Annotated in this window: 21 protein-coding genes and 1 pseudogene; 9 read left to right on the top strand and 13 right to left on the bottom strand. The window is 72.3% G+C overall.

The annotated features are described in order from the left end of the window. Positions 1–325: 325 nt before the first annotated feature. The gene (locus AB0L45_RS32025; protein WP_365846197.1) at positions 326–2,002 is read right to left on the bottom strand and encodes an alkaline phosphatase D family protein; all 1,677 of its coding nucleotides are present in this window, start codon (positions 2,000–2,002) and stop codon (positions 326–328) included. 211 nt (positions 2,003–2,213) lie between these two features. After that, positions 2,214–2,858 carry an HNH endonuclease family protein gene (locus AB0L45_RS32020; protein ID WP_365846195.1) on the bottom strand — a complete coding sequence of 215 codons (645 nt, stop codon included), beginning with the start codon at positions 2,856–2,858 and terminating at the stop codon, positions 2,214–2,216. A 223-nt stretch (positions 2,859–3,081) separates the two neighbouring features. On the opposite strand from AB0L45_RS32020, the gene AB0L45_RS32015 reads away from it, so the two are divergent. Both AB0L45_RS32015 and AB0L45_RS32010 read left to right on the top strand, forming a co-directional pair. After that, on the top strand, positions 3,082–3,840 hold the full coding sequence (locus AB0L45_RS32015; protein ID WP_365846193.1) for an ABC transporter permease: 759 nt from the start codon (positions 3,082–3,084) through the stop codon (positions 3,838–3,840). 240 nt (positions 3,841–4,080) lie between these two features. Then, positions 4,081–4,662, top strand: coding sequence for a TMEM165/GDT1 family protein (locus AB0L45_RS32010; RefSeq protein ID WP_365846191.1), 582 nt, complete (start codon positions 4,081–4,083; stop codon positions 4,660–4,662). A 62-nt stretch (positions 4,663–4,724) separates the two neighbouring features. On the opposite strand, the gene AB0L45_RS32005 is transcribed toward AB0L45_RS32010, so the two are convergent. Both AB0L45_RS32005 and AB0L45_RS32000 read right to left on the bottom strand, forming a co-directional pair. Beyond that, positions 4,725–5,387, bottom strand: a complete 663-nt coding sequence (locus AB0L45_RS32005; protein WP_365846189.1) for an HAD-IA family hydrolase — start codon at positions 5,385–5,387, stop codon at positions 4,725–4,727. A gap of 181 nt (positions 5,388–5,568) precedes the next feature. Beyond that, the gene (locus AB0L45_RS32000) at positions 5,569–6,153 is read right to left on the bottom strand and encodes a peptidoglycan-binding domain-containing protein (RefSeq protein ID WP_365846187.1); all 585 of its coding nucleotides are present in this window, start codon (positions 6,151–6,153) and stop codon (positions 5,569–5,571) included. A 687-nt stretch (positions 6,154–6,840) separates the two neighbouring features. Here AB0L45_RS32000 and AB0L45_RS31995 point away from each other — a divergent pair. Further along, positions 6,841–8,892, top strand: coding sequence for an MDR family MFS transporter (locus AB0L45_RS31995; protein WP_365846185.1), 2,052 nt, complete (start codon positions 6,841–6,843; stop codon positions 8,890–8,892). Positions 8,893–8,899: 7 nt separating this feature from the next. On the opposite strand, the gene AB0L45_RS31990 is transcribed toward AB0L45_RS31995, so the two are convergent. Next, positions 8,900–9,523, bottom strand: coding sequence for a GNAT family N-acetyltransferase (locus AB0L45_RS31990; protein ID WP_365846183.1), 624 nt, complete (start codon positions 9,521–9,523; stop codon positions 8,900–8,902). A gap of 125 nt (positions 9,524–9,648) precedes the next feature. Between AB0L45_RS31990 and AB0L45_RS31985 the strand changes: the two genes are divergently transcribed. Both AB0L45_RS31985 and AB0L45_RS31980 read left to right on the top strand, forming a co-directional pair. Next, the gene (locus AB0L45_RS31985) at positions 9,649–10,428 is read left to right on the top strand and encodes a hypothetical protein (protein ID WP_365846181.1); all 780 of its coding nucleotides are present in this window, start codon (positions 9,649–9,651) and stop codon (positions 10,426–10,428) included. Then, positions 10,425–11,024 (top strand): hypothetical protein, encoded by a 600-nt coding sequence (locus AB0L45_RS31980; protein WP_365846179.1) that lies wholly within the window; start codon positions 10,425–10,427, stop codon positions 11,022–11,024. Before AB0L45_RS31985 ends, AB0L45_RS31980 begins: the two co-directional genes overlap by 4 nt. 28 nt (positions 11,025–11,052) lie before the next feature. On the opposite strand, the gene AB0L45_RS31975 is transcribed toward AB0L45_RS31980, so the two are convergent. Together AB0L45_RS31975 and AB0L45_RS31970 are read right to left on the bottom strand one after the other, a co-directional pair. Then, entirely contained in the window at positions 11,053–11,385 is a 333-nt protein-coding gene (locus tag AB0L45_RS31975; RefSeq protein WP_365846177.1) for an antibiotic biosynthesis monooxygenase, read from the bottom strand. A gap of 67 nt (positions 11,386–11,452) precedes the next feature. Further along, on the bottom strand, positions 11,453–11,893 hold the full coding sequence (locus tag AB0L45_RS31970; protein WP_365846175.1) for a DUF2000 domain-containing protein: 441 nt from the start codon (positions 11,891–11,893) through the stop codon (positions 11,453–11,455). 135 nt (positions 11,894–12,028) lie between these two features. Here AB0L45_RS31970 and AB0L45_RS31965 point away from each other — a divergent pair, with 135 nt between their 5' ends. After that, positions 12,029–12,553, top strand: coding sequence for a nitroreductase family deazaflavin-dependent oxidoreductase (locus AB0L45_RS31965; RefSeq protein ID WP_365846173.1), 525 nt, complete (start codon positions 12,029–12,031; stop codon positions 12,551–12,553). A gap of 651 nt (positions 12,554–13,204) precedes the next feature. Here the strand turns inward: AB0L45_RS31965 and proP are convergent. Beyond that, complete coding sequence (gene proP, locus AB0L45_RS31960; RefSeq protein ID WP_365846171.1) at positions 13,205–14,737, bottom strand: glycine betaine/L-proline transporter ProP; 1,533 nt, start codon at positions 14,735–14,737, stop codon at positions 13,205–13,207. A 496-nt stretch (positions 14,738–15,233) separates the two neighbouring features. Here proP and AB0L45_RS31955 point away from each other — a divergent pair, with 496 nt between their 5' ends. Beyond that, a complete protein-coding gene (locus AB0L45_RS31955) occupies positions 15,234–15,800 on the top strand; it encodes a superoxide dismutase family protein (RefSeq protein ID WP_365846169.1) in 567 nt (188 codons plus the stop codon). 138 nt (positions 15,801–15,938) lie between these two features. On the opposite strand, the gene AB0L45_RS31950 is transcribed toward AB0L45_RS31955, so the two are convergent. Together AB0L45_RS31950 and AB0L45_RS31945 are read right to left on the bottom strand one after the other, a co-directional pair. Next, complete coding sequence (locus AB0L45_RS31950; protein WP_365846167.1) at positions 15,939–17,072, bottom strand: CU044_5270 family protein; 1,134 nt, start codon at positions 17,070–17,072, stop codon at positions 15,939–15,941. After that, positions 17,065–17,814, bottom strand: coding sequence for a sigma-70 family RNA polymerase sigma factor (locus AB0L45_RS31945; RefSeq protein ID WP_365846165.1), 750 nt, complete (start codon positions 17,812–17,814; stop codon positions 17,065–17,067). The genes AB0L45_RS31950 and AB0L45_RS31945 overlap by 8 nt, the downstream gene beginning before the upstream one ends. A gap of 93 nt (positions 17,815–17,907) precedes the next feature. Here AB0L45_RS31945 and ctaD point away from each other — a divergent pair. Continuing rightward, positions 17,908–19,521, top strand: a pseudogene (gene ctaD / locus AB0L45_RS31940) (cytochrome c oxidase subunit I); the annotation flags it as partial. Next, positions 19,518–19,871, top strand: coding sequence for a hypothetical protein (locus AB0L45_RS31935; protein WP_365846163.1), 354 nt, complete (start codon positions 19,518–19,520; stop codon positions 19,869–19,871). The pseudogene ctaD and the gene AB0L45_RS31935, both read left to right, overlap by 4 nt. Before the next feature lie 86 nt (positions 19,872–19,957). Here the strand turns inward: AB0L45_RS31935 and AB0L45_RS31930 are convergent, their stop codons facing one another. The 3 genes from AB0L45_RS31930 to AB0L45_RS31920 form a co-directional block, all read right to left on the bottom strand. Then, the gene (locus AB0L45_RS31930) at positions 19,958–20,668 is read right to left on the bottom strand and encodes a hypothetical protein (protein WP_365846161.1); all 711 of its coding nucleotides are present in this window, start codon (positions 20,666–20,668) and stop codon (positions 19,958–19,960) included. A 247-nt stretch (positions 20,669–20,915) separates the two neighbouring features. Then, positions 20,916–21,395 (bottom strand): DUF6114 domain-containing protein, encoded by a 480-nt coding sequence (locus AB0L45_RS31925; RefSeq protein ID WP_365846159.1) that lies wholly within the window; start codon positions 21,393–21,395, stop codon positions 20,916–20,918. Next, positions 21,386–22,006 (bottom strand): DUF6230 family protein, encoded by a 621-nt coding sequence (locus AB0L45_RS31920; protein ID WP_365846157.1) that lies wholly within the window; start codon positions 22,004–22,006, stop codon positions 21,386–21,388. The genes AB0L45_RS31925 and AB0L45_RS31920 overlap by 10 nt, the downstream gene beginning before the upstream one ends. Positions 22,007–22,180 lie beyond the last annotated feature (174 nt).

Below are 22,180 nucleotides of genomic sequence, written 5' to 3'. Positions count from 1 at the left end.
GTTTCGGGGACGGGAACCGACAAGGACAAAGGTTAGGGAGACCTAATCGGTACTTGCAAGTTCAACATCTGGCCATATCCGGCCGTTGGCCGAAAATGGTCATGGCGCGAAGTGCCGCACGGGCGACGGCGAGAGTGTCTGTGCAGTCCACCGAACTCACCCGGGGATGCCCCGGAATGTGCCCGTCCGCCGGGTGGCACGCTGCGGACGGCAGCAGAAGCCCGGCCGGACGGACAGTCCGACGACAGGTCGAGTGAAAGAGCGGGTGAAGGGCTCGGCGCCGGGGCAGCGGTGTCCCCGGCGCCCGGCGCGACGGCCTCGGCGCCTAGCGCGCCGCCTCCTGCCGCCCCGTCAGCTGCTCGTCCCACGCGCACAACAGCCGTGCGCCGCCGCCCCGTTCACGCTGCGCCTGGTCCAGCCGCAGCCGCGCCGTGCGCCCGTTCAGCGCCAGGGTCATCAGCTGGTTGCCGAACCACGGGCCTCCCGTGCGGCGCCAGCCGATCGACGGGCGTTCCAGCCGGGCGTGCCGGGCGAGCGCGTGGCCCAGCCGGCGCCCGAGCCGGCTCCACCCGAAACGGAAGCCGGCCCGCATCGTGGCGGGGATGCTGTTGTGCACCGGCGAACAGGTCAGCTGGAGCACCCGGCCGGCGGGCGCGGAGCCCTCGTGCCAGTGCGGCTCGGCCACGTAGGCGTGGTGCACATCACCGGACAGCACGCACACCGTCGCCGGTGCCGCCTCGCCCGAAGCGGCCTCGGTGAGCAGGTCGGTGAGCGCGGCGAAGGACTCCGGGAACGCCGCCCAGTGCTCCAGGTCGGCCCGCTGCCGCAGCGACTCGCTCCGGCGCGCCCAGCGCGCGCCGCGCGCCCCGGCGCACAGTGCGGCGTTCCAGCCTTCCGCGTCGTGGATCAGGTTCGGCAGGAGCCAGGGCAGCGAGCTGCCGATGAGCAGGTGGTCGTACGCGCCGTGGTCGGCCAGCACCTGTTCGCGCAGCCACTCCGCTTCGGCCGGGTCGAGCATCGCCCGCCGGCCCTCGTCCAGGACGCGGGTGGCGCGGGTGTCGACCATGACCAGCCGTACGCGGCCGAAGTCGCGGCGGTAGCTCCAGCGCGCGCAGCCCGGGTCGGCGTCGGCCGCGGCGGCGAACTCCCGTACCAGGTCCGTGCCGTCCGGCAGCGCGCGCACCCGGGCGTACAGCTCGTCCTTCTCCAGCTCGGCGGGGGAGAGGTTGCCCAGGTGCTGGTACACCCAGTACGACATCAGGCCGCCCAGCACCCGCTCCCGCCACCAGGAGGTCGCGCGCATCCGGGTCTGCCAGGCGGCGGAGGTGTTCCAGTCGTCTATGACGTCGTGATCGTCGAAGATCATGCAGCTGGGCACGGTGGACAGCAGCCAGCGGACCTCCGGGTCGAGCCAGGACTCGGCGTAGAGGTGGGTGTACTCCTCATAGTCCGCGACCTGTTTCCAAGGCGGCTCGGAGGTGTCACGGCGGGTGGCGAGCAGCTCGGCGGTCGCGTCCGAGGTCTGGTCGGCGTACACCTGGTCGCCGAGCAGCAGCAGGACGTCCGGGCGCGGGCGCGCGGGGTCGGCGGCGAGCGCGGCGGCGAGGGTGTCCAGGGCGTCCGGGCCGACCGGGTCGTGCGCGTCGGCGGGCGGCGCGGCCCAGCGGCAGGAGCCGAACGCGACCCGCAGGTGCTGGTCCGCCGGGGCGTCGTCCGGCGCCGCCGGCGTGTGGATCGTGCTTTCCGGGAAGCGGCTGTCCGGCAGCGGCCAGACCTGCTCGCCGTCCAGCAGGACGCGGTACGGGGTCTCGCTCGCCGGCGCGAGCCCGGCGACGGGCACCAGCGCGTAGTGGTGCCCGGCCACCTGCCACGTGCGCTCGGCACCGCCGGCGCCGTTCTCGCAGCGGACGTGCACCTCGCACGGCCGGTCGGTCTCGACCCACACCGTCGCGCTGATCTCGTCCACGTACCGCAGCAGCGGCCCCAGTCGCAGCCCGGCCATCGGCGATCCTCCCCTCGTACGGGCCGGTGCCCGTACGTGTGTGCTCAGAGGATAGGAGCCGATCGCGGGGCGGGGGGACGGCTCCGGCCTCCTCGCGGAGGAAGACGGAGCCATCCGGCCGTACGGTTGCGTCGTCCGGTTGCCCGGTCCTGCGCCGGTCAGGCGTGACAGCAGGAGTAACCATTCAGCAGCGGCCGCCCGGAGGCGGTGTTCAGCAGCGGTCCAGGATCTTCTTCAGCGCCGCCTTCTCGGCCGAGTCGGCGGTCAGCCCGTACACGTGCTTCACCGAGACCCACATCCGCGCGTACGTGCAGTGGTACGAGGTCTTCGGCGGCAGCCACTTGGCCGGGTCCTTGTCGCCCTTCTCCTGGTTCACGTTGTCGGTGACGGCGATCAGCTGCGAGTGGGTGAGGTCGTTGGCCAGCTGCTTGCGGCGCTCGGTCGTCCACGTCGAGGCGCCGGACTTCCACGCCTCGGACAGCGGTACGACGTGGTCGATGTCCACGTCGGACGCCTGGGTCCACACGCCGTCGTCGTAGGCCGACTTCCAGGTGCCGCTGGTCGAGGCGCACTTGCCGTCGGTCTGGACGTTCTCGCCGTCCCGCTTGAGCACGACCTCGCGGGTGTTGCAGTTCTTGCCCTGGTCGGACCAGTGCGGGAACTTGTCGCGGCTGTAACCGTCCTGCGAGCCCTGCGGTGCTTCCTTGAGCTGGGCGAGGTACGTACGGGCCGTGGCGGCGTCCGGCGGGGTGGGCGGCGCCGCCTGGGCGGGCTGGGTGCCGAGCACCAGCGTGCAGACGAGGGCGGCGGCGGACCCGGCGGCGACCGATACACGACGCGCGTAGACCTTGGGCATGCGTAACTCCCTGGAAGTGGGGGGAAGTCGAGGGGCGGAACGGGGCCCATGGTGGCGCCGTGGGGTTACCACCGGGCGGGCTCCAGGTAACAGAGTGACGACATGCCCACGTCAGTTCAAGGGGTTGACATCACGTCACCCCCTCCCGGCGCGCCGGGATGTGGCTCGCGCGGGCGCGTGCGCCCCGCCCGCGGCACTGCCACGAGCCCCCTACAGTGAGCGCGTGCTGCTGCCGGTCAACGCCACCCTCGGGGCCGTTCTCGCCGTCCTGCTGGCCGCCGCCGTGGCCGTGGCCGCGCTCGCCCGCCTCGGTCACGCGCGCGCCGTCGCCCTCGCCGGGCTGCGCGCCGCCCTCCAGCTCGCCGCCGTCTCGTACCTCATCGGCTGGGTCGTCCGGGCCGTGCCCTGGCTGCTCTGCTTCCTCGTACTGATGTTCACGGTCGCCGTACGGACCGCGGGCCGCCGCCTGACCCCGAACCGCACCTGGTGGTGGGCGGCCGCGCCGCTCGCCGCCGGGGTCGTGCCGGTCGTCGGCGCCCTGCTGCTCACCGGCCTGGTCCCGCCGCGCGGCGTCGCCCTGATCCCCGTCGCCGGCATCCTCATCGGTGGCGCCCTGACCGCCACCGTCCTCGGCGGGCGGCGGGCCCTGGACGAGCTGGAGACGCGGCGCGGGGAGGTGGAGGCGGGGCTGGCGCTGGGCCTGCTCGACCGGGAGGCCCGGATGGAGGTCGCCCGTCCGGCCGCGTCCGACGCGCTGCTGCCGGGCCTGGACCAGACCCGCACCGTGGGAATCGTCACGCTCCCCGGGGCCTTCGTCGGCATGCTGCTCGGCGGCGCGTCACCCGTTCAGGCGGGCGCGGTGCAGCTCTTCGTCCTGGTCGCGCTGCTCGCCGTACAGGCGGCGGCCGTGGCGGTGGTGCTGGAGCTGGTGGCCCGCGGGCGGCTGCACCGCGTACCCTTGGCCGCAGCAGAAGGGGAGTAGCTCTTCGCCGGACCGTCGACATACTGCCCGCCCGTCGGCCGTCACCGCCCAGGTGACAGGCCGCCCGCGGTGGGCCGGCGCCCGGAGCGTGGCAGGTGGCCGGTGTCCCTGCCGCGCCAGCGAGACCTTCGGCCGCAGTGTTTGCGCAGACGCACGTGTGCGCAAGAGACGCTGCCGTGCCGAAGCGACCCCTTTTCCGGGCCCCTCGGTGCGGCCCGACCGATCGAGGTAAGACACCCCGTGTTCAGTTTCACCGTCGCCGCCGTCGTCTTCGGCGTCGTCTTCCTGGCCGAGCTGCCGGACAAGACCGCCCTGGCCGGGCTGATGCTCGGCACCCGCTACCGCGCCTCGTACGTGTTCGCCGGCGTCGCCGCGGCCTTCGCCGTGCACGTCGCGCTCGCCATCGCCGCGGGCAGCGTGCTGTCCCTGCTCCCGCACCGCCTCGTGCAGGCGGTCGTCGGCGTGCTCTTCCTGGCGGGCGCGGCGGTCCTGCTCTTCAAGAAGGACGAGGACGAGGAGGAGGTGAAGAAGCCCGCCGACCAGAGCTTCTGGAAGGTCTCCGGGGCGGGCTTCATGATGATCCTGGTCGCCGAGTTCGGCGACCTGACCCAGATCATGACCGCGAACCTCGCCGCCCGCTACGACGACCCGTTCTCGGTGGGCGTCGGCGCGGTACTGGCCCTGTGGGCGGTGGCCGGCCTGGGCATCCTCGGCGGCCGCACCCTGATGAAGTACGTACCGCTCAAGCTGATCACGAAGGTGGCGGCGGCGGTGATGGTGCTGCTGGCGGGCTTCAGCCTGTACGAGGCGATCGTGGGCTGAGTACGGGTACGGGTACGGGTACGGAGCGGGGTCACCGGCGGGTGGTCCCCGCCCCGGCCGGTTCAGCCCTCGATGTGCAGCGCGATCGACCCGTCCGCGCGCGCCTCGACCCGGACCTGCTCCAGGTCGCGTACGTGGACGTCGGGACCGAAGGCCCCGGCCCGCTCGCCGACGCCGACCACGCGCATGCCCGCCGCGCGCCCGGCCGCGATGCCCGCCTCGGAGTCCTCGAAGACCACGCAGTCCTCGGGCGCGTACCCCAGCTCGGCCGCGCCCTTGAGGAAGCCCTCGGGGTCCGGCTTGCTGGCGCTGACCGACTCGGCGGTGATCCGTACGGCCGGCATCGGCAGCCCGGCGGCGCCCATGCGGGCGTCGGAGAGGGCGATGTCGGCGGAGGTCACCAGCGCGTGCGGGAGGCGGGCGAGGGCCGCCATGAAGGCGGGCGCGCCCGGGACCGGCACGACGCCCTCGACATCGGCGGTCTCCTGCGCCAGCATCCGCCGGTTGTCCTCGTGGTTGAGCTCCATCGGGCGGTCGGGGAGGAGCGCCGCCATCGTGGCCCAGCCCTGCCGCCCGTGCACCACCTGGAGGACCTCGTCCGCGTCGAGCCCCTGCTCGGCGGCCCAGCGGCGCCAGCAGCGCTCGACCACGGCCTCGGAGTTCACGATCGTGCTGTCCATGTCCAGCAGCAGGGCGCGGGCTATGAGCGGGGTGGTTGTCGGCATCGGCGGGCTCCTGGGCGCTGAGGAAAGAGTCAAGCGGCTCCGCCCGCCGGTCAGGGAGTGCGGGCGGAACCACTTTGTTCCTACACGATACAAAGAGCCTCCGCGAGAGACCAAACGCCCCCTGGTCCCACGGGCCGCACCCGTGCCCCCGCATCCCGCGGGCCACTCGGCGCATCCCGGCTCACGGCTCGACCGTTCGGGCCTCCAGCGACCGGCGGGTCTGCACCCCGTAGACACCGGCCGGGTCCTGCGACAGCCCGTAGGAGCGCTGGTACGCGGCGACGGCATCGCGTACGGCACGGTCGTACCGGCCGTCCTCCGGGCCCGGGTACACGGCCATCTGCACCAGTCGCCGCTGCAGCTCCAGCACCTCCGGCCCGCTGGCCCCCTCCCGCAGCACGAGGGGCCCGTTCGGCGGGCTGCTCGGCGCCCGGCTCTCCGGGGCGCTGGTGATGCTGCCGGACGCCGTGGCCGTGCGCGCGGCCGACGACGGGCTGGCGGAGGGCGCAGGGGTACGGGGCGGGCCGGCGGACGGCTGGGTCCTGGTCACCCGCTGAGGCGGCGTGGTGGGGGCGGCGGGCGGCGGCACGGCGTGCCGGCCGGCACCGCCGCCTCCGGAGCTGCCGCCGTCGCTGTCCGAGGTACGGGCGGAGCTGGGCATGTGCCGGTGGTCGTCCGGCAGGGCGCGGTCCTGGTCCGTGTCGGACAGCAGCGCGCCGCTGAGCAGCACGGCGCCCGCGGCCAGGGACGCCGCGGCGACCGCCATGGCGGCGAAGGCCGCCTGCTTCTTACGGGGCCGGGGGGCGTCGGTGCCGGCATCCCCGCCCGTGTGCTTACACCCGGCCCCGGTCCCGGCCCTCGTGCCCGGCCCCGAGGCGCCCGGCCTGCCCCTCGCCCCCGCCCGGACCCCGGCCCCGCTCCGTGCCCCCGTTCCGGCCGGCGGCACCGTACGGAAGCCGAATCTGGGCGCGGGACGCGGCTCGGGACGCATCACGTCCGCCGTCCGGGCCCCCGGCCGCCCCGCCGCCGTGTCGCCCCGTCTCCCCGCCGTCGCGCCCGTCACCCCGGTGCCGTCCGCCCCGCCGGTACCAGTGCCACCGGCACCTGTTCCGCCGGCCCTGGTCCCACCGGTGTCCGCCCCGTCCGGCAGTCGCACATACGGGCGTACCCGTAGGGGATCGAAGTCCTCGGCGCCGGCCGCCTCGCACAGACACCGCGTCCGGCCGTCGTCCCGTGTGGGTGCCGAGCAGTGCGGGCAGGTTCGGTCCGTCACGAGCGTTCCCCCTCCTGAAGCCCTCGATCGGTCAGCGAATTATCCCGGTCTGGCCCCTTCCTGCACAGGGAGCATCTACAAGCCACCGGACCCCACGGCTCTCAGCAGGCCGTATCCGCCCGAAACGATCAGGATGGAGGGAAGCGACCCCGCCCGTCCGAAGCATGGAGAGAGACGCTCATGGCGCAGGACACCGGTACTCCGGCCGTCCCCGGCGAGGGCCGGTCCCGGCGGACGGTCCTCGTCGCGATCGGCGCGCTGCTGCTCGGTCTGCTCATCGCGGCACTCGACCAGACCATCGTCGCCACCGCGCTGCCCACCATCGTCAGCGACCTCGGCGGCCTGGACCACCTGTCCTGGGTGGTCACCGCGTATCTGCTGGCCTCGACCGCCACGACCCCGCTGTGGGGCAAGCTCGGTGACCAGTACGGCCGCAAGCGGCTGTTCCAGACCGCCATCGTGATCTTCCTGATCGGGTCCGCGCTGTGCGGCATCGCGCAGAACATGCCGCAGCTGATCGCCTACCGGGCGGTCCAGGGCCTGGGCGGCGGCGGGCTGATCGTGCTGTCCATGGCGATCGTCGGCGACCTCGTGCCGCCCCGGGACCGTGGCCGCTACCAGGGCCTGTTCGGCGCGGTCTTCGGCGCGACGAGCGTGCTCGGGCCGCTGCTCGGCGGCCTGTTCGTGGACCACCTCAGCTGGCGCTGGGTGTTCTACATCAACCTGCCCATCGGGATCGTCGCCCTGGCCGTCATCGCCGCGGTGCTGCACATCCCGGTCCGCCGCACCCCGCACCGCATCGATTACCTCGGCACCGCGCTGATCGCCGCGGTCGCCGCCTGCTTCGTGCTGATGACCTCGCTCGGCGGGGTCAGTTACGGCTGGGGCTCCTGGCAGATCATCGGCCTCGGGGTGCTCGGACTCGTCCTGCTGGCGGCGTTCGTCGCCGTCGAGCGGCGGGCCGCCGAACCGGTCCTGCCGCTGCGCCTGTTCCGGCTGCGCTCCTTCACCCTCACCGCGGTCATCGGCTTCGTCATCGGCTTCGCGATGTTCGGCTCGATGACCTACCTGCCGACCTTCCTCCAGGTGGTGCAGGGCGTCTCGCCGACCATGTCCGGGGTGCACATGCTGCCGATGGTCATCGGCATGCTGCTGTCCTCGACCGGCTCCGGGCAGCTGGTCAGCCGTACCGGGCACTACAAGATCTTCCCGATCGCCGGTACCGCCGTCACCGCCGCCGGTCTGCTGCTCCTGCACCAGCTCGGCCCGGCCAGCAGCGTCACCGTGATGAGCCTGTACTTCTTCGTCTTCGGCTTCGGGCTGGGCCTGGTCATGCAGGTCCTGGTGCTGATCGTGCAGAACGCCGTCGCGTACGAGGACCTCGGCGTCGCCACCTCCGGCGCCACCTTCTTCCGCTCGATCGGCTCCTCCTTCGGCGTCTCCATCTTCGGCACGATCTTCGCCAACCAGCTGGGCCCCCGGATCGCCGACGCCCTCGCGGGCCGGCAACTGCCGCCCGGCGTCGACCCGTCCCGTATCGCGGAGGACCCCAGGACGGTGGGGCAGCTGCCCGCCGACGCCGCGTCCGGCGTCCTCGACGCCTACTCGACCTCCATCACCGACGTCTTCCTCTACGCGGTCCCGGTCGTGCTGATCGCCTTCGTGCTGGCCTGGTTCCTGCGCGAGGAGCCGCTGCGCCGCGGCGTCACCGCGCCCGACACCTCCGAGGTGCTGTCCTCCAACCCCGTGCAGCGCTCCTCGTACGAGGAAGTCTGCCGCGCGCTGTCCAAGCTGGGCAGCCTGGAGGGCCGCAAGGCGGTCTACGAGCGGATCACCGAGAAGGCCGGACTGGACCTGAAGCCCGCGGCGAGCTGGATGCTGCTGCGCATCAGCCGCTACGGGTCGGTGGAGCCCGCGCTGCTCTCCGAACGCAGCATCGTGCCGTTCCGGGTGATCACCGAGGCCGCCCGGCAGATCGAGGAGCGCGGTCTGGCCGTACGCGAAGGGCTGCCGCTGGTCCTCACCGACAGGGGCCGCGCGGTCGCGGAACGGCTGGCCGCCGCGCGCCGGGCGTCGCTGGCCGAACTGCTCGGCGACTGGTGGACCGAGGACCGGCCGACCGACCTCACGGAGCTGGTCGACCAGCTGTCGGCGGAACTGTGCGGCTCGGACGCGGAGAGCCCGCGCGACGGCGACGCCCGGAAACGGCGCCCGCCGGCGGCGTCGCGCTGAGGGCGAACTACCCGCCCGCCACCGCCTTCTCGAAGAACAGGTCCGAGTACGGGTCCTCCTTGTAGGCGGGAATCTCCGCGTACCCGTAGGCGCGGTACAGCGCGACGGCCTCCACCAGGTCGCTCCTGGTGTCCAACCGGAGACGCCCGGCGCCCAGTTCCGCCGCGCGCCGTTCCAGGGCGCGCATCAGGACGCCTGCCGCCCCCTGCCCGCGCCACGCTGTGCGGATGAACACCCGCTTCAGTTCCGCCGTACGTCCGCCGTCGAGGAGCAGCAGCCCGCCGCACCCGACGGCCTCCTCGTCACCGTCGCGTACGACGAGCAATTCACCATGAGGCGGCACGAGTTGGCCCGGCGGGTACTCCGTCAGCCCCTCGTCGATCTCCTCCGGCGTGATCGGCGGAAATCCGTGCACCACGTGGTAGCGCGCCGCGACCTCGGTGTAGTACTCGCGGAACAGGGCGGTGGCGGTGGGGGAGTCGTCGGGCTCGACGGAGAGCCGCCAGCTTCCGGGCAGGCCCTCGTCCCCGGAGGCGGTCGCGGGCCCGGACGGGCTGCCGGGCCCGGACGGGCTCACGTGCCCGGCCAGGCCCTCGTCTCCGGTCACATTCCTGACGGCGGCGTCGGTCATGGCGGCATTGTGCCGGTACGGGGCGGACCGCCGCCCCCGAATATCACACGGCACACCGCCGGCCCGCCCCAAGAGCCCCTCACCAGGCGGGGTTTGACGCCCGGCGGCGTGGCTACCCGCCCCATATGTCCATCACCTTGATCATCGTCCCCATCGTGGCGCTCCTGGTGATCGCCGCTCTCGTCCTCATGGCGCGCGCCAAGGTCGCCCGCAGTGGCAGCAGAGGCCTGCGACGACGCTTCGGCCCCGAGTACGAACGCGCCGTCGCCGTGCACGACGGCGACACCGCGGCCGCCGAACGCGAGCTGAACCAGCGGCTGGACCGGCACGGCGCGTTCCGCCCGCAGCCGCTGTCCGCCGAACTCCGGCTCCAGTACGAGGAGCGGTGGGAGGCCGTGCAGCGGCAGTTCGTCGACGAGCCCGAACAGGCCGTCGTCGAGGCGGACCTGCTGATCGGCCGACTCGCCCGCGAGCGCGGCTACCCGGCGGACACCTACGACGAGCAGACCGACGCGCTCTCCGTCCACCACGCGCAGGGCGTCCACGACTACCGCAAGGCCCACGAGACGGCCGTACGCGCCCGGAACAACCGGCCGGAGAACGCCGCCGGCACCGAGGAACTGCGCGCCGCCGTCGTCCACGCCCGCGCCCTGTTCACCGAACTCCTCGACGCCGGCTCCGGCCGTTCCGGCGCCCCGCGCGGCCCCCGCGACCACGGCCGCGGCGGCACCGCCCACGGCCGCACCGGCCTGGCCGGCCGCGACGGCCACCACCCGGCGGCCGGCCACGGCCCCCGGCACGACAAGCCCACCGCCCGGCGGCTCGGCGACCGGCTGCGTTCCCCGTGGACGCACGGCGGCGGCCACGGCCACGGGCACGACACCGCGGAAGGCGGTGCGCGATGAGTACGTACGACGAGCGCGGGACCGGCCCCGCCGAGAGGCCCGCCCGGACGCCCGCCGAGACTCCCGGCGAGCGCGCGTCGAGCGAGGGCATGCCGCCTCCGGAGCGCGGCGCCGCGGCGTACGAGGGGGACCGCAGCGCCCAGCAGCCGGCCGCTCCGCCGCCCACCGCGACTTCGGGCGCCTCCGAGTCCGCACCCGGTGTGTACGCCGGCCTGCCCGGCACCGAGACCGATTACCCGGCGGGTACACCCGGCGCTCCCGGGGCATCAGGCACACCCGCCTCACCCGCCCCGACGTCCGGAGCCACGGACCGCGGCCGCGCGGGCGACCCCGAACCGCTCCTCCCGTCGGACGCCCGGGAGAAGCTGCGGCAGCGGCTCGACCACGCCGTCAACGGCTTCGTCGACCACCCCCGTGAGGCCGTACAGGAAGCCGACGGCATCTACGAGGAGCTGGCCGCCCTCCTCCCGGAGGCCCTGGCCGCCCGCCGCCGCGCCCTGAGTTCGGCCTGGGAGCAGGGCGGCACCGACACCGAACAGCTCCGTGTCGCCCTGCGCCACTACCGGGAGACCGCCCAGCGGCTGCTCGACTTCTGAGCGGCCGCCGTCCCGGTCACCCGGCTGCTCAGCCCTGCGCCTTCGGCCCGGCCTGCTGCACCACCTCGAACGACCAGAGCGTGGACCCGGAAGCGGCGGGCTTGGGCCGCTCGCCGCCCTCCGCGCCGCCGCCCTGGTGCGCGGCCTTCATCGGCCCCTCCATCCACGCCTGGAACGACTCCTCGTCCCGCCAGCGCGTGTAGACGAGGTACTGGTCGGTGCCCTCGACCGGGCGCAGCAGCTCGAACCACTCGAAGCCGTCCGACGACTCCACGGAGCCCGCCCGCGCTCCGAAGCGCTTCTCCAGCACCTCCCGCTGTTCGGCGGGAACGGTCAGCACATTGATCTTCACGATGCTCATACCGAACATCGTGCCCCATACCGTCCGGCGGGCGTGGGCCAGGGCCACCCGCCGGACGGTCCGCGTCTCAGCCGTGCAGCTTCAGGCCCTTGATCACCTTGTCGACCTGCTTGCGGGGGCCGTGCACCGCCACGCCGGCCAGGTCGAGTTCGTCGGCGGTGACGGCGCGTACCACCGCGCGGTTGTCGTCGTCGTTGCCGGTGGTGAACATGTCCGCCGTGTACACCGCGGTGGGCAGTTCCCGGGAGAGGGCGCGGGCGCGCGTACGGGCCAGGCCGGCGGAGTCGGCGGCGTAGCACAGGACGGGTTCGCGGAGCAGCGCCAGGTAGTCGTTGCCCGAACCGTCCTCGTAGCGCTTGCCCATGACGTCGTCGGAGGCGTGCGCGATACCGCTCGCCAGGAAGGCCGTCACGTTCAGCTTCTGCCAGTCGGCGAGGTCTTCGCGGACCACGATGGCGATCTTGGTGGGGAAGCGTTCGGTGGTCCCGGAGGGAGTGTCGGTGCTCATGGAGGGAGTCTCGTCCGGACGCGGAGCCGCCGTATTGAACGCTGGTGCGCCCCGGGGCGGAGCGGCCGCCCGGAGGGCCGCAGCTCGGCCGGTTGCCTCACTCCGGTTGTCGGTGGGCGGGGTTAGCGTCGGAGTATGTCGAACTCAGAAGCGGGACAGGGACCGTCGCAGACGCCGCGGGCGGCGCGGCGGGTCAGCAGACCGGTGCGGCCGACGGGCTGGAAGCGGCTCGCCTTCCGTGCTCCGGTCCACCTCTACCGGCTCGGCCTCGGTGGTCTCTTCGGCAAGCGGCTGCTGCTTCTGGAGCACCTCGGCCGTACGTCGGGCAAGACCCGGCGGGTCGTCCTGGAGGTGGTGTCGTACGACCGGCAGGCCCGTACGTGGACGCTGGCCTCGGGCTTCGGACCGGGCGCGCAGTGGTACCGCAACCTTCAGGCGCAGCCCCGGGCCACCATTCAGGTCGGGCGCAGGAGGTGTGCCGTCATCGCGCACTTCCTCCCCGCCGAGGAGGGCGGCCGGATCATGGCGCGGTACGCGCCGAAGCACCCGAAGGCGGCCAGGCAGTTGACGGCGTACATGGGCTTCGAGGTCGACGGCACGGCGGAGGGCTACCGGCAGGCGGGGGAGAACATACCGTTCGTACGGCTGGTGGAGCAGTGACCTGAGGGGTTCAACGGGGTGGCGGCGCGGCGGTAACGGCCGTGTCCGCCGTTGAGGTTGCAGCCGTCGGGGCGCCGGAGTGTGGCCGGGTCCGGACGGCGGTTTCCCGCCAGCATGGCCACCAGGGCGCGCGAGGGCGCGGCCCGGTGACGAAAGGCAGTCTCTTGTACCCCATGCGGAAGTTCACCCGTGCCGTGGTGGTGTCGGTCTCGGCGGCCGGCGCCGTACTGGCCGCCGTCCCCGCCGCGTCGGCCTGCCCCGCACACGACCGTGCGGCGCGCGGTGAGAGCTGCCGTGCCGCGTACACCAGCTTCTTCCCCTCGCCGTCCGGGGCGACCTCGGGGGAGGGGGTCTTCGCGCACGGCCAGAAGGACCCGTCGGGGCGCACGTGCGACAACGGTGAGTGGGAGCGGCCGTACCGTCCTAGCGATACCTGAGGCAGGGGGCGACCGGATACGGGCGGGCGGATGCGGGCGGGTGGATGCTGGTGGGCGAGTACGGGCGCGCGGATACGTGAGTGCGTTCACCGGCGCGCGGATACGGGCGCGCTTCCCCGAGAACCCGGAACGCCGGTGCGCGAGGACCCGAAGTCCTCGCGCACAGGCGCCGTGGGGGCCGGGTGACCGGCGGCGGCTCGCGCCGCCGGCCAGGTCAGGCGGGCGACTCCGCGGCGACCCGCCGCTTCTTGCCCGCGACGCCCGTGACCGGCTTCGACGCCGCGGCCTTGCGCAGCGCGCGCGCCTCGGACTCGGTCTCGACGGCCGGCGGCGACCCCGGCAGCGGCTTGCGCGCGCTCTCCGACATCAGCAGGACCGCGATTCCGCCGACCACGGCGGCGGCCATCATGTAGAACGCGGGCATCATGTTGTTGCCCGTGGCGCCGATCAGCGCGGTCACCACCAGCGGAGTCGTACCGCCGAAGACGGAGACCGAGATGTTGAAGCCGATGGACAGCGAGCCGTAGCGCACCTTCGTCGGGAACAGCGCGGGCAGCGTGGACGGCATGGTGGACGTGAAGCACACCAGCAGCAGGCCGAGGACGGCCATGCCCAGCGCGATGCCGGCCAGCGAACCCTGCCGGATCAGCAGCAGCGACGGTACGGACAGCACCAGGAAGCCGACGCAGCCGGTCGCGATGACGGGGCGGCGCCCGAAGCGGTCGGTGAGCCGGCCCGCGAAGGGCTGCACGCACATCATCACGACCATGACCGCCAGCACGACCAGCAGTCCGTGCGTCTCGTCGTACTTCAGCTCCGAGGTCAGGTAGCTGGGCATGTACGACAGCAGCATGTAGTCGGTGACGTTGAAGACCAGGACCAGGCCGACGCAGAGCAGCATCGCGCGCCACTGGCCGAAGATCATCTCGCGCAGGCCGATCTTCTTCTCGGCCTCCCGGCGCTCCTTCTCCTTGGTCCGCGCCTCCTTCTCCAGCTGCGCGAACGCCGGGGTCTCCTCCAGCCGCATCCGCAGGTAGAGGCCGATGATGCCCATCGGGCCCGCGATCAGGAACGGGATGCGCCAGCCCCAGGAGAGCAGCGCGTCGTGGTTGTCGCGCAGCAGGTAGGTCAGCAGGGTGACCAGGCCGGCGCCGCCGACGTACCCGGCGAGCGTGCCGAACTCCAGCCAGCTGCCCATGAAGCCGCGCTTCTTGTCGGGCGCGTACTCGGCGATGAAGGTGGAGGCGCCGCCGTACTCGCCGCCGGTGGAGAAGCCCTGCACCAGCCGGGCGACCAGCAGGAGGACCGGGGCCCAGACGCCGATGGAGGCGTACGAGGGGATGAGGCCGATCGCGAAGGTGCCGGCCGCCATCATGATCATGGTGATGGCGAGGATCTTCTGCCGTCCGATACGGTCACCGAGCGGCCCGAAGACCATGCCGCCGATGGGGCGTACGAGGAAGGCCGCGGCGAAGGTGCCGAACGTCGACAGCAACTGCGCGGTCGGGTTGCCGGACGGGAAGAAGACCTGTCCCAGCGTGACCGCGATGTAGCTGTAGACGCCGAAGTCGAACCATTCCATCGCGTTGCCGACCGCGGCTGCCGAGACGGCGCGCTTGACCATGGCCGGATCGACGACGGTGACGTCGCCGCCCTGGCCGCGCTTCTCCGGTTTCTCCGGCTCGGCCGGATCGGGGGCCGGACCACCGGTACGGGTCCGCGGTGCCACGGGTGACTGCGTCGGCACGTGCTCGCTCGCCTGCGCTCTCTGGGACGACTGCATGGAACACCCGCCGGGGGCGGGTCGGGCCCGCCATGGCGTGGCGGGCAAAGGTCGACCATAGGGGCAGAGCGCCTCATCACGGACAGTGCACGGGCGACCGCGCAACAGCGTGCATCCCTGCTCTCGGCAGGGGAAACGCGGTTCCGAGGGTCCTTATCCGGCCTTTATGGATGTGATCCATCTCGCGACGATCACCGCAACCGAATTGCCCTGTCTTGCGCCACATGCGCACGGCACGGACCTGACCCTGCCCACTCCTCGCGGATGTATGCAGGTCGATCGGAAGAATTTTTCCGGGGTTCGTCCGGAGGTTCGCGGAGCGCCTCCCGTGTGCCCCGTGGATCCTTCCTCAACCCCCTCCCCGGCCTCTTCCCTCACCCCTTTCCCTGACGTGCCCGTGCGGCCCGCCTGACCGGATATCCGCTTCCGGCCGGTGCGCCGGGACGCAAGGGTGCGACGCATGTCTATCGCTACCGCAGTGCTGACCGCGTCACTGGCGATGGCGCCGGTCGCCGCGCCATCCATGGGAGTGCAGTGCACCAGCGTGACCGTCCGCGCCCACTTCACCGCGTCGCCGGCGGGTGAGGCCGTCACCTACGACCCGGCCCTGGTGCCCGAGGGCAGCCGGGTCACGGTCGTGGAGAAGCGGTACGGATCCGGCAAGGACGCCCGTACGGCCGTCGGTCTGCGGCTGTCCGGCCTGGTCCCGGACCGTACGTACGGTGCTCATGTCCACACCAAGCCGTGCGGGCCGAAGCCGAACGACTCCGGGCCGCACTACCAGAACGTGCCCGACCCCGTGCAGCCCTCCACCGACCCGGCCTACGCCAATCCGCGCAACGAGGTGTGGCTCGACCTGACGACGGACGCGGACGGCGACGGCGCCTCGGCCGCCCGGGTCAGGTGGCACGTCCGTCCCGGACAGGCCCGCTCCGTGGTCGTCCACGAGCACATGACGCACACCGAACCGGGCCACGCGGGGACCGCGGGCGCCCGCCTGGCCTGCGTGAACGTTCCCCTGGCCTGAGGGAGGCGAGCGGCGCGGCAGCCGTCCGGCCGCCGCGCCGCGGATCGTCGCGCCCGTCAAGCATCAGCCATCCGGCCGCACCCCGCCACTCGGGGGAACCCCTGCGCGCGCCCGCCCCGAAGGAGGCGGGCGCGCACCTCACGGCATCCACGCCTCGTACGACAGCACGTCACCCGACTTGATCCTGAAGTCGGGGATGTCCTCGGTGAACGACGTCTCCATGCCGAGGATCCGGCCGGTCTCCGGGTCGAGGATGACCAGTTGCAGGGTGCCTTCCATGGACCCCTGCGACGCGTCCGTGCCCCGGTACGCGTACGCCTGCCCGCGCCGCCCGAGGCGGTCGATGACCTGCCCGGCCGGGCGGAGGCCCTTCGTGCGCGACAGCATCCGGACCAGCGCCGCCGACTCGCGCGGGCCCGGGGTCCACTCCTGGAGGAAGGAGGAGAGGGCCATCAGGAGAGGCTGCGTCTGGGTGCCGGCGCCGCTGTAGAAGGTGGCCAGGTAGGAGCGCAGTTCGTCGGGGTCGGCGGGCGGCCGTGCGGGCAGCGTGCCGTCACCGGTGACCGGATCGTCCAGGCGGGTGCCCGCCGGGTACGTCCTGCGGTGCAGGACCTTGCCGTCGTTGACGGTGCGCCACTCGCCGTCGGCGTCGTTGATCACCGGACGGCCGGGGTGCCGGGGGTCGGTGGCGACGACGAGTTCCGAGCCGCTGCCGTCCGGGTTCCAGCGGGTGATGCGCTCCTCGGGGACGGTGACCGGCGGCTTGGCACCGGGGCCCGTCTGCATGCTCAGGTACCAGCTCTGGAGGTGGCTGCCCCGGTGCGGCTGGGGGGCGTCGCGCAGGGCGCGGGCGTACGTCTCCGCCCGGCGCGCGACCTCGTCCAGCGGGAGCACCGGGGCATCGGGCTGCACGACGAGCGCGGTGGGGGAGGCCGCCGCCGGGGTCGTACCGGCACCGGAGAAGGCGAGGGTGAGGACGGTCAGTACGGCGGCCGAGGCGGCGGTGGCACCGATGAGAAGACGGCGGGTGCGGCGGGGACGGCGGGTCCGGGGGGCCCGGCGGGCGGGTTCAGGGGCGCGCTCCAGGGTGGGCGTGGTGGTGTACTCGGTGGTGCGCTTGAGGTCGCGCGCCGGTGTGGGAGACGGCGCGCCGGTGCTCATGAGTGCTGCCAGCCGGTGCTCCGCGCGGGCGTCGAGCGGGCGGTCGCGCCAGGGGCCCTCGTCGGACCGTACGGGGTCGGCCTGCCGCAGCAGCTCCAGTTCGTCAGTCAAGGCCGCGGCCTCCGGCTCGGGTCGGCACCGCGGGTGCGGGCAGGGGGGAACGTGCGGGGGTACGGCGTGCGCGCGGGCGCGGCGGGGGCGGAACGGGAGCCGGGGCGCGGTCCGGCGCAGCGCGCAGGGCGGGGCCAGGGTCGGGGCCCGGATCCGGCGCGTCCTTCGGGCGGAGGCGGTCTATCTGCGTACGGAGCCGGTTGCGCGCCCGGTGCAGCCGCATCGCCGCGGCGCTCTGGCTGCAGTCGAGGGTGACGGAGAGTTCCTGGAGGGTCAGTTCCTCCCAGGCGGTCAGCCGCAGCACCTCCTGGTCGGCGGGGGACAGGCGCTCCAGCGCCTCGTGCACCCAGGAGCCCGGCCGTTCCGCGTCGGGGCTGTCCACGGTCTGGCGGCGGTGCGCGGCCTCGTGGTTGCCGAGGCGGTGCAGCAGGCGCCGGTAGCGGCCGAAGCCGCGCACCGTGTTGGACAGGCAGTTGCGGGCCACGCCGTACAGCCAGGGCAGCGGGGACGGCGGCAGTTCCGCGCGCCGCCGCCAGGCCGTGGAGAAGACCTCCGCCACCACCTCCTCGACGTCGTCGGCCTGTCCGCTGTCCAGCCGCCGGGCGACGAAACGGCTGACCGCCCAGTAGTGCGCGCGGTAGGCGTCGGCGAAGGCTTCGTCGGCGTCCTTGCGGACGTCCTCGCCGACGCCCTGGTCGAAGTCCTGGCCGGGGCCGTCCTCGGCGCCTGCGTCCTTGCTCATGATCTGTTGGTGTCCGGCACGTACGAGATCTTCACACCCTGCCGCGGTGAAGATTTCCGCGGCCCCGGACACCTACGGTGCATGAAGTCCCCCGTGAAGTGGCTGACGACCACCGACCACAAGACCATCGGCACGCTGTACCTGATCACTTCGTTCGCGTTCTTCTGCGTCGGCGGCCTGATGGCCCTGCTGATGCGCGCGGAGCTGGCCCGGCCGGGCCACCAGCTCCTGTCGAACGAGCAGTTCAACCAGGCGTTCACGATGCACGGCACGATCATGCTGCTGATGTTCGCGACGCCGCTGTTCTCCGGCTTCGCAAACTGGATCATGCCGCTGCAGATCGGCGCCCCCGACGTCGCCTTCCCCCGGCTGAACATGCTGGCGTACTGGCTCTACCTCTTCGGCTCGCTGATAGCGGTCGGCGGCTTTCTCACGCCGCAGGGCGCCGCCGACTTCGGCTGGTTCGCCTATGCGCCGCTGTCCGACTCCGTGCATTCCCCGGGCATCGGCGGCGACATGTGGATCATGGGGCTGGCGCTGTCCGGCTTCGGTACGATCCTGGGCGCGGTCAATTTCATCACCACGATCATCTGTATGCGGGCGCCCGGCATGACGATGTTCCGCATGCCGATCTTCACCTGGAACGTGCTGCTGACCGGCGTCCTGGTCCTGCTCGCCTTTCCGGTGCTGGCGGCGGCTCTCTTCGCCCTGGAGGCGGACCGCAAATTCGGCGCGCACGTCTTCGACGCGGCCAATGGCGGCGCCTTGCTGTGGCAGCACCTCTTCTGGTTCTTCGGCCACCCCGAGGTGTACATCATCGCGCTGCCGTTCTTCGGCATCATCTCCGAGGTCATTCCGGTCTTCTCCCGGAAGCCGATGTTCGGTTACATCGGTCTGATCGCGGCGACGATTTCGATCGCGGGCCTTTCGGTCACCGTCTGGGCGCACCACATGTACGCGACGGGCGGCGTACTCCTGCCGTTCTTCTCCTTCATGACGTTCCTGATCGCCGTGCCGACCGGCGTGAAGTTCTTCAACTGGATCGGCACGATGTGGCAGGGCTCACTGTCCTTCGAGACCCCGATGCTCTGGGCCGTCGGCTTCCTGATCACCTTCACCTTCGGTGGTCTGACCGGCGTCATCCTGGCGTCGCCGCCGATGGACTTCCACGTGACGGACTCGTATTTCGTGGTCGCCCACTTCCACTACGTCATCTTCGGCACCGTCGTCTTCGCGATGTTCGCCGGCTTCCACTTCTGGTGGCCGAAGTTCACCGGCAAGATGCTCGACGAGCGCCTCGGCAAGATCACGTTCTGGACGCTGTTCATCGGCTTCCACGGCACCTTCCTCGTCCAGCACTGGCTGGGCGCCGAAGGAATGCTGCGCCGCATTCCCGACTATCTGGCCGCCGACGGCTTCACCACGCTGAACACGGTCTCCACGATCGCCTCGTTCCTGCTCGGCCTGTCACTGCTGCCGTTCCTCTACAACGTCTGGAAGACCGCGAAGTACGGGGAAAAGGTCGAGGCCGACGACCCGTGGGGCTGGGGGCGTTCCCTGGAGTGGGCGACCTCCTGCCCGCCGCCGCGGCACAACTTCACCGCGCTGCCGCGCATCCGCTCCGAGTCCCCGGCGTTCGACCTGCACCACCCCGAGGTCGGCGCGCCCGCGCTGGGCCGCGAAAAGGAACGAGGTGCGCTGGTATGAGCGGCGGTACGCCGGTGAGCACGGCCGAGGCGGTCAACGAGATCGAGGGATATCTGCTCTGGGAGGCCGAGAAGGACCGCGCGCGTACGCGTGCCCGTGAATTCACCGCCCGGCTGCCGTGGCTGACCCGCGCACAGCGGGAAGAGGTCGAGCGGCACTACCAGGCCGACCAGCTGGAGTTCTCCCACGCCTACCTGAAACGGATCGCGGCGCGCAGCGGAGAACTGCGCGCCGAGTACGAGGGCGTGTACGAGGTGCTGCGGCGCCGGCTGGTGACGGGCTGCCTGGCCGCGGCCGTGGTGCTGGTGTCCGGCGCGGTGGCGGTCGCCGTTGCCCTCACCGGCGGGTGAGGGCAACGGTCTGACGACGGCCGGGCGTGCCCGCGGCTGAGGGGGCGGCCGGCGGGCACTCCCGGCCGCCGGCCGGGGGCCGCCCGTCAGCCGGTGACCGTGATCTGCGACGCCGGGTCGGTGCTGTCGGTGACCTTGTACGTGGCGTTGAACAGGGACGTCGTCGCGCTGGTCGGGCAGCCGAAGCCGCCGACGACGTGGACCGGCACCGAGGCGTTGGTGAAGGTCAGGGTGGACGGGGCCCCGTTGGTCCAGGCGCCGTCGACCGTCGCGGCGCTCTGCGGCGCGGCCGTCACCGTACAGCTGGCCAGACCGCTGGTCTTCAGGACGAAACCGCCGGTCGGTATGGTCAGCCCGGCGGTGGTCGGCGCGCCGTTCTGCATGGCGACGCCCCAGGTGCCGGAGGTCTCGATGGTGGCGCTGACGCCCGGCATGCTCGTCGTGCAGGAGCTGTACGTGGGCGCCGAGAGGGTGCTGCTGACCGGGCCGGCGGCGTTGGTGTTGTCCGGGGCGTCCGGCACCTGTCCGGCGGCGTGCGAGACGGTGCAGGTCACCGTCACCGAACCGGCCTTGAACGTGGCCTTGCCGCTGAGGTCGGCGGCGTAGGCGTGACCGGCCGGGGTGACGGTGGTCGAGGCGGGGGTGACCGCGGCCCCGGTGGGCTGGGCGGTGGCCGAACCGGTCAGGGCCAGGGAGAGGGACGCGGTCGCGAGGATCCCCGTACCGGCGGCGACCAGGGCGCGCGGTCGCCGTACGGCGGAGTGATGTGCGCGAGAGCGTGCGGGTCCGTGCGTCATCGCGAATCTCCTTCTGCGAGCGGTGTGGATGGGGCTACGCAGGTGCCTGCGAACACCTGCGGGTCATGGGGGGCGTGCGTGGGCCTGCCGTGCGCGGGTGGGCGGGCCGTGCGCGTACGGAGCGGTCGTGCGCGCACGGAGGTGGGTCGTACGCGCATGGAGGCGGGTCGTACACGTACGGGGGCGGTCGTACGCGTACGGCAGGGAGCGAGTGGTACGCGTACGACCGTCCCGACGCCCGGCCCGGTCAGCTCTGCGGCTGGGTGTGGGGCGGCGGAGGCGGCGTGTTCCCGGAGGGCTCGGGCCCCGGTTCGGACCCCGTCCCCGCTGCCGGCTCCGGCTCCCGTTCCGGCAGCGGGCGTGGCTGCCAGGCGAAGATCATGCCGCCGCCGAGGATGCCGACGATCGTGCCGAACAGGAACCCGCCGAGGTTGGACATCACCAGCGCGGCGGTGGCGACCAGGACGGTGAGGATGCCGGCCAGGCCCCGGTAGTGCGGCGCGAACCACGCGGACAGGCCCATCAGGATCATCACCAGGCCCATCAGGACGGACGGGATCCCGGCGATGCCCTGCTGGAGCATCACCTTCAGCGGCGCCAGCGGGATGGCGCAGATCTCCGCCCCGGCGACGACGGCCGCCAGTCCGCCCCAGAAGGGACGGCCCTTGCGCCAGCGCCGCCAGGCAGCCCGGCCGCGCCGCCAGGAGCCCTGCGAGGTCAGAAGCATTCCTTCTTGCCCTTGGAGATGTTCATGCTCAGGCCGGCCAGCCGGAACGTCCCGGCGTTGGTGGCCCAGGCCGTCTGCCTGAGGTTGGTGATGCTGACGTCGTCGGCCTGCTGGGCGAACAGGTCCTGCATGCCCTGGGCGGTCGCCGGGCCCTTGTCGAGGGTGGAGGCGTCCCGGCCGATCTCGATGTTGGTGAAGGACGCGTTGCCGGAGAGCTGGGTGGCGTCCACGAAGAGGTCGGTCGCCTGGACCGGTGTCTTGCCGCCGCCCGCGGTGAGGTTGAGCGAGATGTCGCCGATGACCGGCAGGGTGGTGACGACCGACTGGCACAGGCTCTTCAGCTCGGCCTTCTTGATGGCGGTCACGGCCACCGGCAGCAGTTCGCCCCGGGCGTTCTGGTCGACGCCGCCGTACTGGGCGAAGCCGTCGCCCGTGAGAGAGGCGGCGGACACCTTGAACTGCTGTCCCGATACGGCGAACGAAGCCGCCAGCGCGCCGTTGGCCAGGGCGATGGCCAGCGCGGCGGTCCCGGCGAAGGCCGGGACGGACAGCACGGCGAACTTGCGCCAGCTGACCCGCCCCGTGACGTGTCTGCCGTGTGCGTCCTTCATGAGAGTGGTCCCCTTCGAAGTGCGGTGGATCGCGCAGCCGAGAGATGTGGGGGGACGTGCTGGGCACCTGGCCAGAAGGTGATGGCGCGTGGTGATTATGTGGAGGGTGTGAAGAACTGGCCGGTGTTACTGGCGAGTTGAATGTAAGTCTGCCAGTAGCCGTTGGCAAGGTTG

Source organism: Streptomyces sp. NPDC052496 (assembly GCF_040679095.1).
Classification (GTDB): Bacteria; Actinomycetota; Actinomycetes; order Streptomycetales; family Streptomycetaceae; genus Streptomyces.
Note: the sequence above shows the minus strand (reverse complement) of the source record. Positions and strands in the feature narration are given on the sequence as shown.

What these genes read in the sequence shown, in the direction of transcription:
- AB0L45_RS31955 (WP_365846169.1), top strand. Translation starts at nt 15,234, where the DNA reads ATGTCTATCGCTACCGCAGTGCTGACCGCGTCACTGGCGATGGCGCCG.
- AB0L45_RS31925 (WP_365846159.1), bottom strand. Translation starts at nt 21,395, where the DNA reads ATGCTTCTGACCTCGCAGGGCTCCTGGCGGCGCGGCCGGGCTGCCTGG.
- AB0L45_RS31970 (WP_365846175.1), bottom strand. Translation starts at nt 11,893, where the DNA reads ATGAGCACCGACACTCCCTCCGGGACCACCGAACGCTTCCCCACCAAG.
- AB0L45_RS31985 (WP_365846181.1), top strand. Translation starts at nt 9,649, where the DNA reads ATGTCCATCACCTTGATCATCGTCCCCATCGTGGCGCTCCTGGTGATC.
- AB0L45_RS31930 (WP_365846161.1), bottom strand. Translation starts at nt 20,668, where the DNA reads ATGACGCACGGACCCGCACGCTCTCGCGCACATCACTCCGCCGTACGG.
- AB0L45_RS31980 (WP_365846179.1), top strand. Translation starts at nt 10,425, where the DNA reads ATGAGTACGTACGACGAGCGCGGGACCGGCCCCGCCGAGAGGCCCGCC.
- AB0L45_RS32025 (WP_365846197.1), bottom strand. Translation starts at nt 2,002, where the DNA reads ATGGCCGGGCTGCGACTGGGGCCGCTGCTGCGGTACGTGGACGAGATC.
- AB0L45_RS31995 (WP_365846185.1), top strand. Translation starts at nt 6,841, where the DNA reads ATGGCGCAGGACACCGGTACTCCGGCCGTCCCCGGCGAGGGCCGGTCC.
- AB0L45_RS32000 (WP_365846187.1), bottom strand. Translation starts at nt 6,153, where the DNA reads ATGGCGGTCGCCGCGGCGTCCCTGGCCGCGGGCGCCGTGCTGCTCAGC.
- AB0L45_RS31945 (WP_365846165.1), bottom strand. Translation starts at nt 17,814, where the DNA reads ATGAGCAAGGACGCAGGCGCCGAGGACGGCCCCGGCCAGGACTTCGAC.
- AB0L45_RS32020 (WP_365846195.1), bottom strand. Translation starts at nt 2,858, where the DNA reads ATGCCCAAGGTCTACGCGCGTCGTGTATCGGTCGCCGCCGGGTCCGCC.
- AB0L45_RS31935 (WP_365846163.1), top strand. Translation starts at nt 19,518, where the DNA reads ATGAGCGGCGGTACGCCGGTGAGCACGGCCGAGGCGGTCAACGAGATC.
- AB0L45_RS31965 (WP_365846173.1), top strand. Translation starts at nt 12,029, where the DNA reads ATGTCGAACTCAGAAGCGGGACAGGGACCGTCGCAGACGCCGCGGGCG.
- AB0L45_RS31920 (WP_365846157.1), bottom strand. Translation starts at nt 22,006, where the DNA reads ATGAAGGACGCACACGGCAGACACGTCACGGGGCGGGTCAGCTGGCGC.
- AB0L45_RS31975 (WP_365846177.1), bottom strand. Translation starts at nt 11,385, where the DNA reads ATGAGCATCGTGAAGATCAATGTGCTGACCGTTCCCGCCGAACAGCGG.
- AB0L45_RS31990 (WP_365846183.1), bottom strand. Translation starts at nt 9,523, where the DNA reads ATGACCGACGCCGCCGTCAGGAATGTGACCGGAGACGAGGGCCTGGCC.
- AB0L45_RS32005 (WP_365846189.1), bottom strand. Translation starts at nt 5,387, where the DNA reads ATGCCGACAACCACCCCGCTCATAGCCCGCGCCCTGCTGCTGGACATG.